Origin of the sequence: Azospirillum sp. TSO5 (assembly GCF_003116065.1) — a bacterium.
GTDB lineage: Bacteria > Pseudomonadota > Alphaproteobacteria > Azospirillales > Azospirillaceae > Azospirillum.
Window position 1 is genome coordinate 39,023 of the sequence record NZ_LGQY01000074.1, and the last position, 14,238, is coordinate 53,260.

Sequence of the window (14,238 nt, forward strand, 5' to 3'; positions counted from 1 at the left end):
CCCCGGAACCCGCGAGGCCGCGCCATGGCGACAGACAGCTTTCCCTTCGTTCCCTACTGCGGTGTTCCGCCGGTGCCGGGTGAGCTGTCGACCGCCTGGAACGGCGATCCGGTGCTGCTGGCCGCCTTCGCTCTGGCCGCGATCGGCTTGACGGTGGTGGCGCGCCGTCCGGCCGGCCGCGGCGGACAAGCCGGTCATCGGTCCATGTGCTTGGCCGCCGGCTGGCTGGTGTTGGGCGTCGCCTTCGTCTCCCCGCTGTGCAGCCTGACCTCCGCCCTGTTTTCCGCCCGCGTGGCCCAGCATCTGCTGACCATCCAGGTCGCGGCGCCGCTGTTCGTGCTCGGCTGGCCGAGCGGTGCGGTGCGGTGGCCGGAGCCGCTGCGCAGGATGGCAAGGCCGCTCGGCAAGCCGGAGCTGGCCTGGGGACTGTTCGGCATCACGCTGTGGGTCTGGCATCTGCCCGGCCCCTACCTGGCGGCGCTGGCGAACGACGCCGTGCTGTGGCTGATGCACGGCACGCTGTTCGCCGGGGCGGTGGTGGCATGGCGGACGGTCCTGGCGCCGACCGACAATGCGATGCGGCTGCGCGGCCTTCTGGCGGCCTTCGGCACCTCGGTCCATCTGGCGATGCTGGCGGCGCTGCTGATCTTCGCCGGGACACCGCTGTTTCCCTACCATCTGACCACCACCGCGCCCTGGGGCCTGTCGCCGCTGGCCGACCAGCAGCTGGGCGGCCTCATCATGGGGGTCGTCGGGTCGCTGGCCTATGTCGCGCTGGTGCTGGCCAGTGCGGCGCGCTGGCTGCGCCAAGGAGAAGAAGACGGGCAACTCTCCGGCGGAAAGGCTGGTTGAGCGGATGTGGCGGACCCTGAAGACACTCGCCATCGCAGGCGTGGCAGCCGGGATCGGCGGGCTCCTGTTCGCGTGGTCGGGACTCTACAGCGTGGCGGCGAGCAAGGCGCATTGGACGCCGGTCGAGATGTTCTTCGAAATGGCGATGCGCCGTTCGGTGGAGACGCATGCCGCTTCCGTCGGCGAGCCGCCCGATCTGGACGACCCGGCGCTGATCCGCCGCGGTGCCGGCCATTACGAGGATGGCTGCGCTCCCTGCCACGGCGCCCCCGACACGACGCGCAACCCGATCTCCCGCCACATGATGCCGGAGCCGCCCTATCTGCCCGACAAGGTGGCCGACTGGAAGCCGCGGGAGCTGTATTGGATCACCCTGCACGGCATCAAGTACGCCGGCATGCCGGCTTGGCCGGCCCAGCAGCGCAAGGACGAACCCTGGGCGGTTACCGCCTTTCTCCTGCAACTCAAAGGGATGAGCGCGGAAGAATATCACGGCCTCGCTTTCGGTCGGACGCGGGCCGACGACCATGCGCGGGTGGCCGAACTGACCGGCCCCGCCAGCGGTCCGATGAGCAGAGGTTTGGGAGAGACCCTGCAGGATTGCGCCCGCTGCCATGGCTTTGACGGGAACGGCGACGGCATCGGCGCCTTCCCGCGGATCGCCGGACAGTCGGCGGATTATCTGCGCGAGACGCTGCAGGCCTACGCCGACGGCAACCGCTTCAGCGGCATCATGCAGCCGGTGACGGCCGGATTGGACGAAGAGGCGATCCGCGGATTGGCCGAGCATTACGCAGCGCAAAAGCCTGCAACGGCAACGGTTAAGACCGCCGATCCGTCGCCGGAGCTGCTCGATCTGGGCCGGCGAATCGCGGAGTCCGGCGTCCCGGACGATGGCGTCGCCGCCTGTTCCGGCTGCCATGGGGGAACGGGGGCCGACACCCGGCATGCCCGTGATCCCCGGTATCCGACCCTGGACGGACAGCATGCGTCCTACATCGCCGCCCAGTTGCGGCTGTGGCGTGACGGCGCGCGCGGCAACACGGCGCTGTCCCGCATCATGGAGGCCGCAGTCCGCCGCATGACCGACGAACAGATCGATGCAGTGGCGGAGTATTACTCCCGCCGCGCCCCCGAACGCGCCATGGTGAAGGGCGATGACGGAAAATCCTGACGGGACGTCAGGGAACAAGAAGGCCCGCTGCTGATTGTTCATCACATGACCCAGCTGTCGCTTGCCGTGCGGCAGGACAGTACAGGCCGCACCGGGCGGCGGGTCGCCAACATCGAATCGTAATCGAGAAGGATGGCAACCATGCGTGGGATTTCGAAGATCGTCATGACCGCCACCGCGGCCGGCGCCCTGTTCGCGCTGAGTGCCTGCGGCAGCACGGAAACCTCGCGGACCGCGACCGGCGCCGGCACGGGTGCCGTGGCCGGCGCCGTCGTCGGCGGCCCGGTCGGCGCGGTTGTGGGTGGCGTCGGCGGTGCCGTGGCCGGCAACAGCATGGACGAAAGCCTGAGCAAGAAGACCGACCGCGCAACCGACCGCGCCACCGCAGAGGTGAAGGACGAGACCTCCGGCGGCAGCTCCACGCACCGCTCCTCGACCCACCGCTCCGGCACCATGGCCTCCAGCAGCCACTTGAGCCACGAGCAGGTGCGCGAGATCCAGCAGGCGCTGAACGACCGCAACGACGGCCGCGACATCACCGTCGATGGCGTCTGGGGTGCCAACACCCGCAGCGCCCTGATGAAGTTCCAGCGCGACAACGGCCTGCGCGCCACCGGCCGCGCCGACCAGCAGACGATGTCCGCCCTTAACCTGAGCGGCAACACCACGGGCACGTCCGGCAGCACCAGCGGGACCAGCAACACCAACAACATGGGCAACACCGGCACCCCGCGGGGCAACGCGATGCCCAGCGACACCCCGCAGAACCAGAGCACCCCGCAGGGCTCGATGGGCCAGAACGGCACCAAATAACCCCGGCTTAACAGCCAACCGAATGCCGGTCCTCTACGCCGGTTCCGGGGCATCGCGACGGCACCTCAGGCCGTCGCGGCGTCCGGGAACCGGCGTAGTCCTTTTGGGGCGACCTCTCAGCCGCAGGCGGGGACGATCAGGGCGGGCGTGCCGACCCACAGGATCGCGACCAATGCGGCGCCCGATCCGGCAACGACGAACCAGCGGGCGAAGCGGCGTGGATCGGCACCGCCGACATGCCCGGCCGGACCGGCGCCACGCAACGCCTTCACCAGCAGGATCGCCACCCAGCCCATGGCGAGAAGAGTCGCGATGCCGACCAGCGCCATCGACAGCGGCAGGCCGAACAGCAGCGCCCCCTCCGGCTTTCGGGCGCAGACCATTCCGTTGATGCTGTAGACCACGCCGAAATGCGCCGCCCAGATCAGGAAGGGCGCCAGCATTCCGACGAAGGTGGCGGGAAAGCTGCGGCTCGCCATGACGGTCCTCATATCGCAAGACGCGGGAACAGGTGCAGAAGCAGCAGGGCGGTCCCACCCTGTGCCGCGCTGTACCAGCCCATCAGCATGGTGTTGTCGAAGGTCACCCGCCGCTCCGAATGCAGTAGCCCGGCGGCGGAGCGCGCCAGCGTGTAACCCAGCATCAGCGTCATCACCGCGACGTGGAAGCCCTGCCACGCCACCAGCATGTAGGCGATGGCGCCATAGGCGCTGTCCGCGCCGACGAGGCCGGTCTGCATCTGCGCAGTGGCGTCCAGCAGGATGCCGCCGACCATCGCCGCCCAGGCCACGATCAACCCGAGACGGACCCGGCCATGCCGGTTACGGTCCACGGCGGAGCGCGCCCAGCCGATGGCCAGCGCCGCCAATCCCCACAGCGCCAGCCCGCCGGCTAGCCAGGGCAGGCCCGGCAGCCCGTCTCCATCCGTCGGCCAGACATCCGGGCTGACCGTCCACAGGAACAGATAGGTGAAGACCAGACAGGCGAAGGCGGTGCCGTCCACCAGCAGAAGCACCACCATGCCCCACCAGCTATGGTTCTTCGGCCCCTGCACATAGACCGGCACGCGCCAGCCGCCGCCGACATCCTGCGGCGGATGGTCCGCCCCCTTATCCAGGCCCCACAGCCACCAGATCACCAGCCCGACCGCCAGCACCGCGGGGACCAGGGAGAAATAATAGAATTTCAGCGTCAGGCTTATGAAATGGGTGGCGGTGAACAGCCCGGCCAGGAAGGGCGCCCAATGCGGCCCCGGCAGCGGCATGAGATATTGCGGCTTCGCCTCGATCGGGCTGGTGACGATGGTCTCCCGCCTGTCGGTGGGCGCGCCGGGCAGGAAATGGGCGCCCTCGCGCACCTCGCGCGGCAGGTCGGGATTGTCCCACAGGGGATACAGGCCGGTGACATGCGGGATGCTGCGCACGGCGTACAGCTCGTTGGGCAGCCATTCCAGCGTTCCGGCATTCCACGGGTTGTCGGACGCCTTCTCCCCCCATCCCAGCGCGCTGCGCGCCATGTCGACCAGAACCAGCAGCACGCCCAGCGCCAGCACGAAGGCCCCCACGGTCGACACCATGTTCAGCAGGTTCCAGCCGAGATCGCCGGGATAGGTGTAGACCCGCCGCGGCATGCCCAGCAGCCCGCTGATGTGCATAGGGAAGAAGGCGACGTTGAAGCCGATGAACATCAGCCAGAAGGCCCAGCTTCCCAACCGCTCCGACAGCAGCCGGCCGTTCAGCGTCGGCCACCAGTGGTAAAGCCCGGCGAAGACCGGGAACACCATGCCGCCGATCAGCACGTAATGCAGGTGCGCGACGATGAAGTAGCTGTCATGGGCCTGCCAGTCGAAGGGCACCACCGCCACCATCACGCCGGTCAGCCCGCCCAGCACGAAGATGAACAGGAAGCCGAACAGGAAGCGCGTCGCCACCGTCCATTGCACCCGCCCTGCCCCCAGCGTGGCAATCCAGGCGAAGACCTGGATGCCGCTCGGCACCGCCACTGCCATGCTGGCGGCGGAAAAGAAGCTGAGCGACAGCGACGGGATGCCGGAGGCGAACATGTGGTGGACCCACAGCCCGAAACTGAAGAAGCCGGTCCCAACCAGTGCCAGCACCACGAGATCATGGCCGATCAGCGGCCGGCGGGCCAGGGTCGGCACCATCATCGACACCAGCCCGGCGGCGGGCAGGAAGATGATGTAGACCTCCGGATGGCCGAAGAACCAGAACAGATGCTGCCACAGCAGCGGGTCGCCACCCTTCTCCGCGATGAAGAAGGGCCAATGGAAGGCGCGCTCGATCTCCAGCAAGGCGGTGGCGACGATCACGGCGGGAAAGGCGAAGATGATCATCCCCGCCATCACCAGCATCGACCAGGCATAGATCGGCAGCTTGTCCAGCGTCATGCCGGGTGGACGGGTCCGCAGGATGCCGACCACGATCTCGATGGCGCCGGCGATGGCCGAGATCTCGATGAAGCCGATGCCGAGCAGCCAGAAATCGGCGTTGATGCCCGGCGAATGCTCGTAACTGGTCAGCGGCGGATACATGAACCAACCGCCGTCGGGCGCCGCCCCGAAGATCAGCGAGCAGAAAAAGGCGATGCCGCCGAAGAAATAGGCCCAGAAGGCGAAGGCCGACAGCCGGGGAAAGGGCAGGTCGCGCGCCGCCAGGAAGGAGGGCAGCAGATAGACGCCGATGGCCTCCACGATCGGCACGGCGAACAGGAACATCATCCCGGTGCCGTGGACGGTGAAGAACTGGTTGTAGGTGTTGTGGTCGAGCAGGTCGTTGTCAGGCACAGCCAGCTGCAGGCGCATCACCAGCGCCAGCAGCCCGGCGATCAGGAAGAACAGCAGCGCCGTGCCGATGTACCAGACGCCGACCTTGGTGTTGTTCACCGCGGTCAGCAGCGCGATTCCCCGCGGCAGCCGCCAGAGGCGGCGCAGCCTCTCCTCCTCCCCCTCCGGGCGGGGGACGGGGCTGGGAGTTGGCCTGCAGCCGGAGAACTCGTCGCGGGGCTCGTCGGTGCGTAGCGTCATTTCAGGCTCTCCAGCCAGGCGGCCATGGCGTCCAGGGTCTCGCCGTCCATCACGTCGAAGGACGGCATGCGGTTCTCGGGCTTGATGTGCTGGGCACCCTGGATCCAGGCGGCGATGGTCTCCACCCGCGTCGGCATCGTCCCGGCGGCAAGCGACGGTCGGGCGCCGACACGGCTGAGATCCGGGCCGACCAGCCCCGCCGCCTCCGTCCCGCGCACGGCATGGCAGGACTGGCAGCCGAAGGCGAAGAAGGCGTCCCGGCCGCGCACGAGCTGCGGCGTTTCCGGTTCGGCGGGCGGGCGCCGCTGCGTCCTCATCCAGGCGTCGAATTCGTCCGCCGGAAGGACCCGGATGTCGAAGGCCATCAAGGCATGCTGCGCGCCGCAATATTCGGCGCACTGGCCGCGATAGAGCCCCGGCCGCTGCGCCACGATCGGCAGCCGGTTCACATGGCCGGGGATCATGTCGATCTTGCCGGCGAGGCTCGGCGCCCAGAAGCTGTGGATGACGTCGGCGCTGGCGACCCGCAGTTCCACCTGCCGCCCGGCCGGCAGCACGAGTTCGTTGGCTCCGCGCAACGGCTCCTGTCCCTCCACATGATAGCGGACGTCCCACCACCACATGTAGCCGGTGACCTCGACCACCAGCTCCGGTTCCGGCGTCAGGGTCGCCAGACGGCGGGCAAGGGCGAATTCATGGAGCTGGAGTGCCGTCAGGGTGACGAGCGGGAACAGGATGCCGCCGCCGATCACCCAGGCGCGGCGGCCGGGAAACCGCTCCGGCGGGACCAGCGCGGCGTAGAGCGCCAGAGCCATCACCACCAGGAAGATCACCCCGGCGCAGATGAACAGGATCCAGCTGGTGACCAGGATTTCCTGTGCACTGACCCCGGCGGCATCCAAGGCCGACTGCCGCCCCCCACCACCGGGAAGGGCGCATCCTGAAAGGGCAAGCGCCGCAATGGGCAAGCCGGGCTGCAGAGAGGCTCGCGCAGACCGCCGGCTCGCCCTGTTCATGTCGATCGCCTCCCCTTCGCCGGGCCACGCCCATTTTCCCCCTCGGGGTCAACACAGCCGAGGCTCGACGGTTTCGTGGGCAATCCGAAGTTCCCATGCGAAATCGCGAAACCTGTGCGTGGCCGTAAGCGTTGAAGGTGGAAGTACGGCCCCGGTAATCGCGGCGGGGTTGGCAAAAGGGTGGTTGAGGAGACGATGCATGACCGCCGACACAGGCCGGACGGAGGCGGCGTTGCCGGGCAGGCCCGCTTACGAAGACAACCGCTCCTTCCTCGTCGGATTGGCGCGGGCCTTCGCCGGAGCGCTGATCTTCTCGCTGCCGATGCTGATGACGATGGAGATGTGGTGGATCGGCTTCACCATGGACTCCTGGCGGCTGGTCCTGCTGCTGGTGCTGCTGATCCCGCTGCTGGTCGGGCTGTCGGTGGTCAGCGGCTTCAAATCCACCGCCAGCCTGCGCGACGACATTGCCGACGCCTTCGTCGCCATCGCCGTGGCGGTGGTGATGTCGGTCGTCATCCTCGGCGTTTTCAAGGTGCTTTCCGTCGACATGCCGGCGCGCGAGGTGATCGGCAAGATCGCGCTGCAGAGCTTCCCAGCCGCCATCGGCGCCATGCTGGCCCGCGACCAGCTGGGCGAGAAGAGCAGCGAGAGCATGCAGCGCCAGACCGCGATGACCTATCCGCAGGAGCTGTTCCTGATGGGGGTGGGGGCACTGTTCCTCGGCCTCAACGTCGCCCCGACGGAGGAGATGGTGCTGCTGTCCTACATGATGGATCCGTGGCGGGAGATCGCGTTGCTGCTGCTGTCGCTGGTGCTGATGCACGCCTTCGTCTACGCGGTGGAGTTCCCCGGCGGGTCGAAGCCGCCGGGCGGCGTCGGGTTCTGGAGCCTGTTCCTGCGCTTCACCGTCGTCGGCTATGTCATCGTGCTGGCGATCTGCCTTTACCTGCTGTGGACCTTCGGCCGGACCGACGGCACCGGGCTGGCCGAGATCATCAGCGCCACCGTGGTCCTGGGCTTTCCCTGCGCCATCGGCGCGGCGGCGGCCCGACTGATCCTGTGACCCTGATCCTGTGAAGGGGGGAGAGAGGCCGATGGCGACGACCGACGACGACTCACGGGTAAACGACGTGTCACGGGCGAGTGACGAGGCGGAGCATGCACCGCCGACCTCCCCCCTCGAATGGGTGGTGGCGGGGCTCGGCGCGCTGCTGATCGCCGCGATGATCGTCTACATGGTGCAAAACGCTCTCAAGGAGCACAGTTCGGTCCCCGGCGAGATGGACGTGACCGTGATGGAAACGCGGACCGGCGGCTTGGGTCACACCGTGCGTTTCCAGATCCGCAACCGGACCGCCGCGACCGCCGCAACGCTGATCGTGCGCGGAGAGCTGCGCTCCGGCGACCGGGTGGTGGAGACGGCGGAGGCGCAGTTCGACTATCTGCCGCCCTATTCCGAACGCTTCGGCGGCCTGATCTTCCAGCACGACCCGGCCCGCTACGAGCTTCGCATCGTTCCCACCGGCTACAGCGAACCTTGAGGGTCCGTCAGTCGCGCCCCCAAAGCCCCCGCTCGCCCAGATCCTCGCCGCGCTGCCGTTCAAGCGCCTGGGAATAGCGGCGGAGCGCGAAGGACTCCGTCACATAGCCGATGATCCGCCGGTCGGTGGGAGAGGACAGCACCGGCAGGGCCTCCACCTCCTCGCTGCCGAAGCGGTTCAGCACGGTGCGGGCGTCGTCGCCCGGCATCAGGACCGCGTCGGCCTTGCAGGCCAGCGATCCGACCCGCGTCTCCGTCGCAGCCGCGTCCTGGTCCGGGTCGTGGATCATCGACATGTCGACGATTCCGGCATAGCGCCCCATTTCGTCCACCGCGAAGACCGCCTTGGTCGACCCCAGCGGATAGAGGCGGCGCAGAGCCTCCACCGTCAGGGTGGCGGGCACTGTCTTGGCGTCGCGGCGCATCAGCCGGAAGGCCGTCAGCTCAGACAGCCAGCCGATGTCGTAGGCGCCGCGGATCGGCACGCCGCGCAGGTGGAAGCGCCAGGTGGCGAAGGAATAGCCGAAAGCCTGACGCACCACCGTGGTCGACAGCACCACCCCGATCAGCACGCCCGACGCCGCCCATAGATCCTGCGTCGTCTCCAGCACCAGCAGCACCATGGTGACCGGGGCACCGACGATGCCGGCGGCGACCGATCCCATGCCGACCAGCAGCAGCAGGCCGCTGTCGATCCCCAGCCCCGGCAGGAAGGCGGCGGTCGTCTGCCCCAGCAGGCCGCCGAACAGCCCGCCGATGAACAGCGAGGCGCTGAACAGGCCGCCGCGGAAGCCCGAGCCCAGCGACAGCGCCGATGCCAGGATCTTCGCCGCCAGCGTCACCCCCAGCGCCAGCACGCCGCCCGCCAGCTCCGGCGGAACAGCGCCGGGGCCGCTGCCCATCACCGCCGGCACAGCAAGCGCCAACGCGCCCACCGTCAGTCCTCCAATGGCCGGCCGCATCCAGCGGGGGACCGGCAGGCGGTTGAATCCGCGCTCCGCCACCGTCACCGCCTGCATGGCGAGGATGCTGAGCCAGCCGGCCAAAAAACCGACGACGCCGCAGGCGGCGTAATCCCAGCCGGCGATTTCCACCGGCCGACCGAGCGCCAGCGATGCCTCGCCGCCGGTCAGCAGGGCCGATACCGCCACCGCCATCGCCGCAGCCGCCCCGACCGGGGCCAGCACTGCCAGCGTATAGCCGCCGAGCACCAGTTCGAAGGCATAGAAGGCGCCGGCCAGCGGCGCGTGGTAGGCCGCGGCGATGGCCGCCGCCGCCCCGCAGCCGACCATGGTGCGCAAATCGGCCCGGCGCAGCCGCAGCCGCTGCCCCAACGAGGAGGCCATCCCGGCGCCGGCCTGGGTATAGGCCGCCTCCATGCCGACCGATGCGCCGGAAATGTTGGACAGGGCGGTCGTCACCGTCAGCCGCAGGCTGTCGATCAGCGACATCTTGCCGCCGTAGAGCGCGTTCGCCTCCACCGCATCGACGATGGCGTTGGGGCGCCAGCGCCGCACCAGCGTCGACAGGATACCCAGCAGCAGCCCGCCCGCCACCGGCACGCCCAGCGTCCGCAGCAGGTCGGGCACACCCTGCCCCAGCCGTTCGCCTTCCGGCAGGTCGAAGGCCAGCGCCTGCGCCAGCAGCACCGCTTCGTGCAGAAGCCCGACCGCCAGCCCGACCACCCCGCCGACCAGCGCGGCAAGCACCACCACAGCCAGCGCGCTGTTGCGTACGCTCCAGCGGTCGGACACGGTTGTGGCTGCGGACGCATCGAGCGTCGCATAGGGATCGTTGCCGGCGCGGGCGTTGTCGCCCACGCCGTCGATGGAGGCCGAGTTGTCAGGCATGATCACGCTGATTGGTAGCCCTTCCGTAAGGGGACAATGGGCCGGAAGGGCGTGAGTTCCGTCAGGGCTTGGCTTGCTGCGGTTTTGATTGCGGCTTTACCGTCGCCGGCGCGGGCGCCGACGGAGCGGATGGGGCCGGTGCGGGAGATACTGAGGGAGATGCAGTGGGGGTCTGCACCGCAGGTGCCGGCTGAACGGGTGCCGGCAGAACCGGCGCCGCGTCTGTGGTGGTGGGCGCCGGCGCGGTTCCGGCGCGGCGCAGCACCTGGGCGAGGTTGTCGCGCACCTTGTCGGCCAGCCCGACGTCGGGTTCGCCAGCCTCATGGAAGATCACGGTGAACAGCCGGCGCTGCGACAGCAGGAAATTGAGCGTGACGTGCAGCTTTCCCTGCGGCATCGCGCAATCGACCGATCCCGTGCGCAGCCAGACCGCACCGGCCTGTTCGGACGGGTTCAGGCTGACCGTCGGCGTGCCTTCGCAGCGCTGCTTCATGGCGTCGGCGAAGCTGTCCGACAGCTCGTCGATCTTGGCGCCCTCGCCCACCGCGCGCTCGCGGATGCCGCCGACGATGGGCCCGAAGCGCCAGGCGACGTCGGCCGGGCGGCGCTCCTGCGGGACCTTGTCCATCGGCACCAGTTCGGCGTCATGCACCCCGGCCGCCGTCAGCAGGCTGTCCAGCCCTTCCGGCAGGCGGTTCTTCTTCTCCGCCGGGCGGCCGGCGGCGACCTTGATCGGCGGGACGTTGCCGCCCTTGTCGACGCAGGTCTTCAGGTCGCCCAGCACCTTCTTCGTGCCGTCCAGCTTGAAGGCGATGCGGTCCGAGGCCGAAGAAACCACCAGTTCGTTCCCGCCCATCAGGGCGTTGACCAGCTCCTCGTCCTTGCCGTTGGAGACCACCAGCATGTCCGGCTGCGAAGCGATGGCGACCCGTTCCCGCTTCAGCTTCTTGTCGACCTCGATGGTCACCGGCCATTCGCCGCCCTTCGGCAGGTCGGCACCGGGAATGCCGATGCCGATGTTGGTCTCCCCCTTCGGGCTGCGGGCGAACATCAGCACATGGCCGGAGGTGAATTCCCCCTCCGCCACGCAATAGGCGAAGCTGCCGTCCTTCTTCTTGGCGGCGCCGCCGTCCCAGCTCTCGATCAGTTCGCCCGGCCCCTCCGGCTTCGGCGGAGCGGCGGCCTTGTCGCCGCCGGGAGTGCCGGCGGCAGGCGGATTGGCCGGCTTGGCACCCTGCTGCGGCGCGGCAGGAGTCAGGATCTCTTCTTCCGGCTCGGGCAGCCCGTAATAGGCGGCCGGCGGCATGTTCGGCTCGACCGGCACCAGATCCGCCACCGCCGGAGTCGACGCCACGCCCAGCAGGAGGAGCGCGGACAGCGGAACGGCAAGGCGGGCGGTCATCACGAGGTAATCCATAGATGGTTGTGGCGGCGAAGCTATCCGCGACCGCCCCCATCCGCAAGCCCAACCGCCCTTCCTGTTGCGGGAGGCTGACACCTGTTGCACGGGACACGCAGGGGGATGCTCCTACCCCCCGAAGAACGCGCCCTGCAGCGCCTCTTCCGACAGCGACGCCACCGGCCCGTCGCCGACCACGCGGCCCAGCCGCAGCAGGACGGCGCGCGGCGCGACCGCCAGCGCGCGTGCCGCGCTCTGCTCGGCCAGAAGCACCGCGGTGCCCGCGGCGGCGATGCGGCCGACGGCGGAAAAGACCTCGTCGGCCAGCTTGGGCGACAGACCGAGCGACGGCTCGTCGAGCAGCAGCAGGCGTGGCCGGCCCATCAGCGCGCGGCCCAGGCTCAGCATCTGCTGCTGGCCGCCGGACAGCCGCCAGGCGCTCTCGCCGCTCTTCATGGCCAAGTCGGGGAACAGGGCGAAGACGCGCTCGACATCCCGGGCGCGGTCGCGGGCGGCGGGCAGGCCGGCGACCTCCAGATTGTCGCGCACGCTCATGCCGGGGAAAACCCGCCGCCCCTCCGGCACATAGCCGATGCCGCGCCTCACCCGCGCCTCGGTCGCCAGCGGGCCGAGATCGGCGCCGTCGAACCGCAGTTCCCCCCGCGCCGGTACGAGGCCAAGCAGCGCCTTCAACAGCGTCGACTTCCCCGCTCCGTTGGCGCCGAGCAACGCCACCGTCTCCCCGGCTGCGACGATCAGCGACACGTCATCGAGCGCAGTGGCGCCGCCATAGCCGGCGGTCAGGTTGCGGATGGACAGCAGCGCGGTCATGCCGATCCCGCCCGGCCCAAATCCGCTCGGCCAAGGTAAGCCGTCGTCACCGCCGGGTCCCGCCGCACGCCGCCGGCCGATCCGTCATAGATCACCCGCCCGCGGTCGAGGCACAGCACATGCCCGGCCAGCGGCAGCAGGAATCCCATGTCGTGCTCCACCAACAGGATCGCCATCCCCTCCCCCGCCAAGTCGCGCAGCAAAACCGCCAGTTCGGCCTTTTCGCCGTCGGTCAGTCCGGCGGCGGGCTCGTCCAGCAGCAGGACCGCCGGGCGGCGGACCAGGGCGCGGGCCAGTTCCACCCGCCGCCGCAGCGCCGCCGGCAACCCGTCGCAGGACTGCCCGGCAAGCTCGCCGACGCCCAGCCGGTCGAGCGCCCAGCGCGCATGTGCCTCCGCCGTCGCGGCGTCCGGATCGAAGGCGAGCCGAGCCGCGGCCACCGCCTCCAGCACGCCGGCGCCACTGGGCAGCGCCGCCGCCTGGAAGCTGCGGGCCAGCCCGGCACGGGCCAGCCGGTCGGCGCGGGCGCCGGTGACGTCCTGCCCGCCGAGCCGCACCCGGCCGGCATCCGGCCGCTCCAGCCCCGACAGCAGGTTGATGACCGTTGACTTGCCCGACCCGTTCGGCCCGATCAGCCCGGTGATGCTGCCCGGTCGCAGGTCCAGCGACACGCGGTCCACCGCCCGCACGCCGCCGAAGGATTTCCGCAAGCCTTCGACCGCCAGCCCATCCGGCTGGGCGGGTGGCAGCGGCGGCTCCCTCGCCTCCGCCAGCATACGGGGCTTGCCGCTGTAGAGGCGGGCCGCAAGGCGGTGGAGAAGCCCGGTCAGCCCGTCCGGCGCCAGCACGACGGTCAGCAGCAGCGCGGCGCCGTAGATGACCAGATAGCCGCGCTCCAGGAAGCGGAACCATTCCGGCAGATGCAGCAGCAGCACGGCCCCCAGCACCGCCCCGGCCATCCGCCCCCGCCCGCCGACGATGGCGATGGTGAGGATGGAGACCATGATCGGAAATTCCAGCACCTCCGGCGAGACGACGCGCTGGGTATGGACGGCCAGCGCTCCGGCGGCCCCGGCGAAAACCGCGCTGATGCCGAAGGCGGCCAGCCGCAGCCGGCCGACATCCAGTCCCAACGTCCCCGCCGCCAGCGGATCGTCGCGCAGCATGATCAGCGACCGGCCGAGCCGCCCGCGCGCCAGCCGCCAGCCGATCAGCCCGCCGAGCGCCACCAGCCCCCAGACCAGCCCGGCCATCGGCAGGCCCCTCGGCACCGCCCAGCCGAACAGCACCACCGCCGGCACTCCGGCGAGCCCGTTGGAGCCGCCGGTCAGCTCCGGCAGGTTGACCGCCAGCAGATGCAGCACCTGCGCGATCCCCAGCGTCGCCAGGGCGAAGTAGTGCGACTCCAGCCGCAGCACCGCCAGCCCGACCGGCAGCGCCAGCAGCAGCGGAACCAGCATCGACAGCGGAAAGGTCGCCTCGAAGCCGAGGCCGTAGCGGCTGCCGAGGATGCCCGTCACATAGGCGCCGACGCCGAAGAAGGCGCCCTGGGCCAGCGACAGCGCACCACCCAGGCCGAAGACGATCTGGAAGCCGAAGGTCGCCAGCGCATACACCCCGGCAACGGTCAGGACGCGCAGGCCATAGGGCGAGGCAAAGGCCAGCGCATAGCCCAGCAGAGCAAAGGCGCCAGCCGCCAGAATGACACTCTCCACCC

The 14,238-nt window shown here is 69.6% G+C and carries 12 protein-coding genes; 5 read left to right on the plus strand and 7 right to left on the minus strand.

The window, feature by feature from the left end; genetic code table 11:
• Positions 1-24 precede the first annotated feature (24 nt).
• The 3 genes from TSO5_RS19300 to TSO5_RS19310 all read left to right on the plus strand — a co-directional run bounded on the left by TSO5_RS19300 (position 25) and on the right by TSO5_RS19310 (position 2,839).
• Complete coding sequence (locus TSO5_RS19300) at positions 25-852, plus strand: cytochrome c oxidase assembly protein (protein ID WP_109153067.1); 828 nt, start codon at positions 25-27, stop codon at positions 850-852.
• A 4-nt stretch (positions 853-856) separates the two neighbouring features.
• Entirely contained in the window at positions 857-2,026 is a 1,170-nt protein-coding gene (locus tag TSO5_RS19305; protein ID WP_109153068.1) for a c-type cytochrome, read from the plus strand.
• Positions 2,027-2,167: 141 nt separating this feature from the next.
• On the plus strand, positions 2,168-2,839 hold the full coding sequence (locus TSO5_RS19310) for a peptidoglycan-binding domain-containing protein (protein ID WP_109153069.1): 672 nt from the start codon (positions 2,168-2,170) through the stop codon (positions 2,837-2,839).
• 116 nt (positions 2,840-2,955) lie between these two features.
• Here the strand turns inward: TSO5_RS19310 and TSO5_RS19315 are convergent, their stop codons facing one another.
• Genes TSO5_RS19315 through coxB form a run of 3 tightly spaced genes read right to left on the minus strand, consistent with a single transcriptional unit; the run spans position 2,956 to position 6,784 of the window.
• A complete protein-coding gene (locus TSO5_RS19315) occupies positions 2,956-3,318 on the minus strand; it encodes a hypothetical protein (RefSeq protein WP_109153070.1) in 363 nt (120 codons plus the stop codon).
• 8 nt (positions 3,319-3,326) lie between these two features.
• Positions 3,327-5,882 (minus strand): cytochrome c oxidase subunit I, encoded by a 2,556-nt coding sequence (gene ctaD, locus TSO5_RS19320; protein ID WP_109153071.1) that lies wholly within the window; start codon positions 5,880-5,882, stop codon positions 3,327-3,329.
• Positions 5,879-6,784, minus strand: coding sequence for a cytochrome c oxidase subunit II (gene coxB / locus TSO5_RS19325; RefSeq protein WP_247870833.1), 906 nt, complete (start codon positions 6,782-6,784; stop codon positions 5,879-5,881). Before coxB ends, ctaD begins: the two co-directional genes overlap by 4 nt.
• A gap of 313 nt (positions 6,785-7,097) precedes the next feature.
• Between coxB and TSO5_RS19330 the strand changes: the two genes are divergently transcribed.
• The gene (locus TSO5_RS19330) at positions 7,098-7,964 is read left to right on the plus strand and encodes a TIGR02587 family membrane protein (RefSeq protein WP_109153073.1); all 867 of its coding nucleotides are present in this window, start codon (positions 7,098-7,100) and stop codon (positions 7,962-7,964) included.
• Positions 7,965-7,995: 31 nt separating this feature from the next.
• A complete protein-coding gene (locus TSO5_RS19335) occupies positions 7,996-8,442 on the plus strand; it encodes a TIGR02588 family protein (RefSeq protein ID WP_109153074.1) in 447 nt (148 codons plus the stop codon).
• A 7-nt stretch (positions 8,443-8,449) separates the two neighbouring features.
• Here the strand turns inward: TSO5_RS19335 and TSO5_RS19340 are convergent, their stop codons facing one another.
• The 4 genes from TSO5_RS19340 to TSO5_RS19355 all read right to left on the minus strand — a co-directional run bounded on the left by TSO5_RS19340 (position 8,450) and on the right by TSO5_RS19355 (position 14,236).
• Positions 8,450-10,291: a chloride channel protein gene (locus TSO5_RS19340; RefSeq protein WP_109153119.1), complete on the minus strand. Its 1,842-nt coding sequence runs from the start codon at positions 10,289-10,291 to the stop codon at positions 8,450-8,452.
• 61 nt (positions 10,292-10,352) lie between these two features.
• The gene (locus tag TSO5_RS19345) at positions 10,353-11,693 is read right to left on the minus strand and encodes a hypothetical protein (RefSeq protein WP_109153120.1); all 1,341 of its coding nucleotides are present in this window, start codon (positions 11,691-11,693) and stop codon (positions 10,353-10,355) included.
• A gap of 126 nt (positions 11,694-11,819) precedes the next feature.
• Positions 11,820-12,521, minus strand: a complete 702-nt coding sequence (locus TSO5_RS19350) for an ABC transporter ATP-binding protein (RefSeq protein ID WP_109153075.1) — start codon at positions 12,519-12,521, stop codon at positions 11,820-11,822.
• The gene (locus tag TSO5_RS19355; RefSeq protein WP_109153076.1) at positions 12,518-14,236 is read right to left on the minus strand and encodes a branched-chain amino acid ABC transporter ATP-binding protein/permease; all 1,719 of its coding nucleotides are present in this window, start codon (positions 14,234-14,236) and stop codon (positions 12,518-12,520) included. Before TSO5_RS19355 ends, TSO5_RS19350 begins: the two co-directional genes overlap by 4 nt.
• Positions 14,237-14,238: the final 2 nt, after the last annotated feature.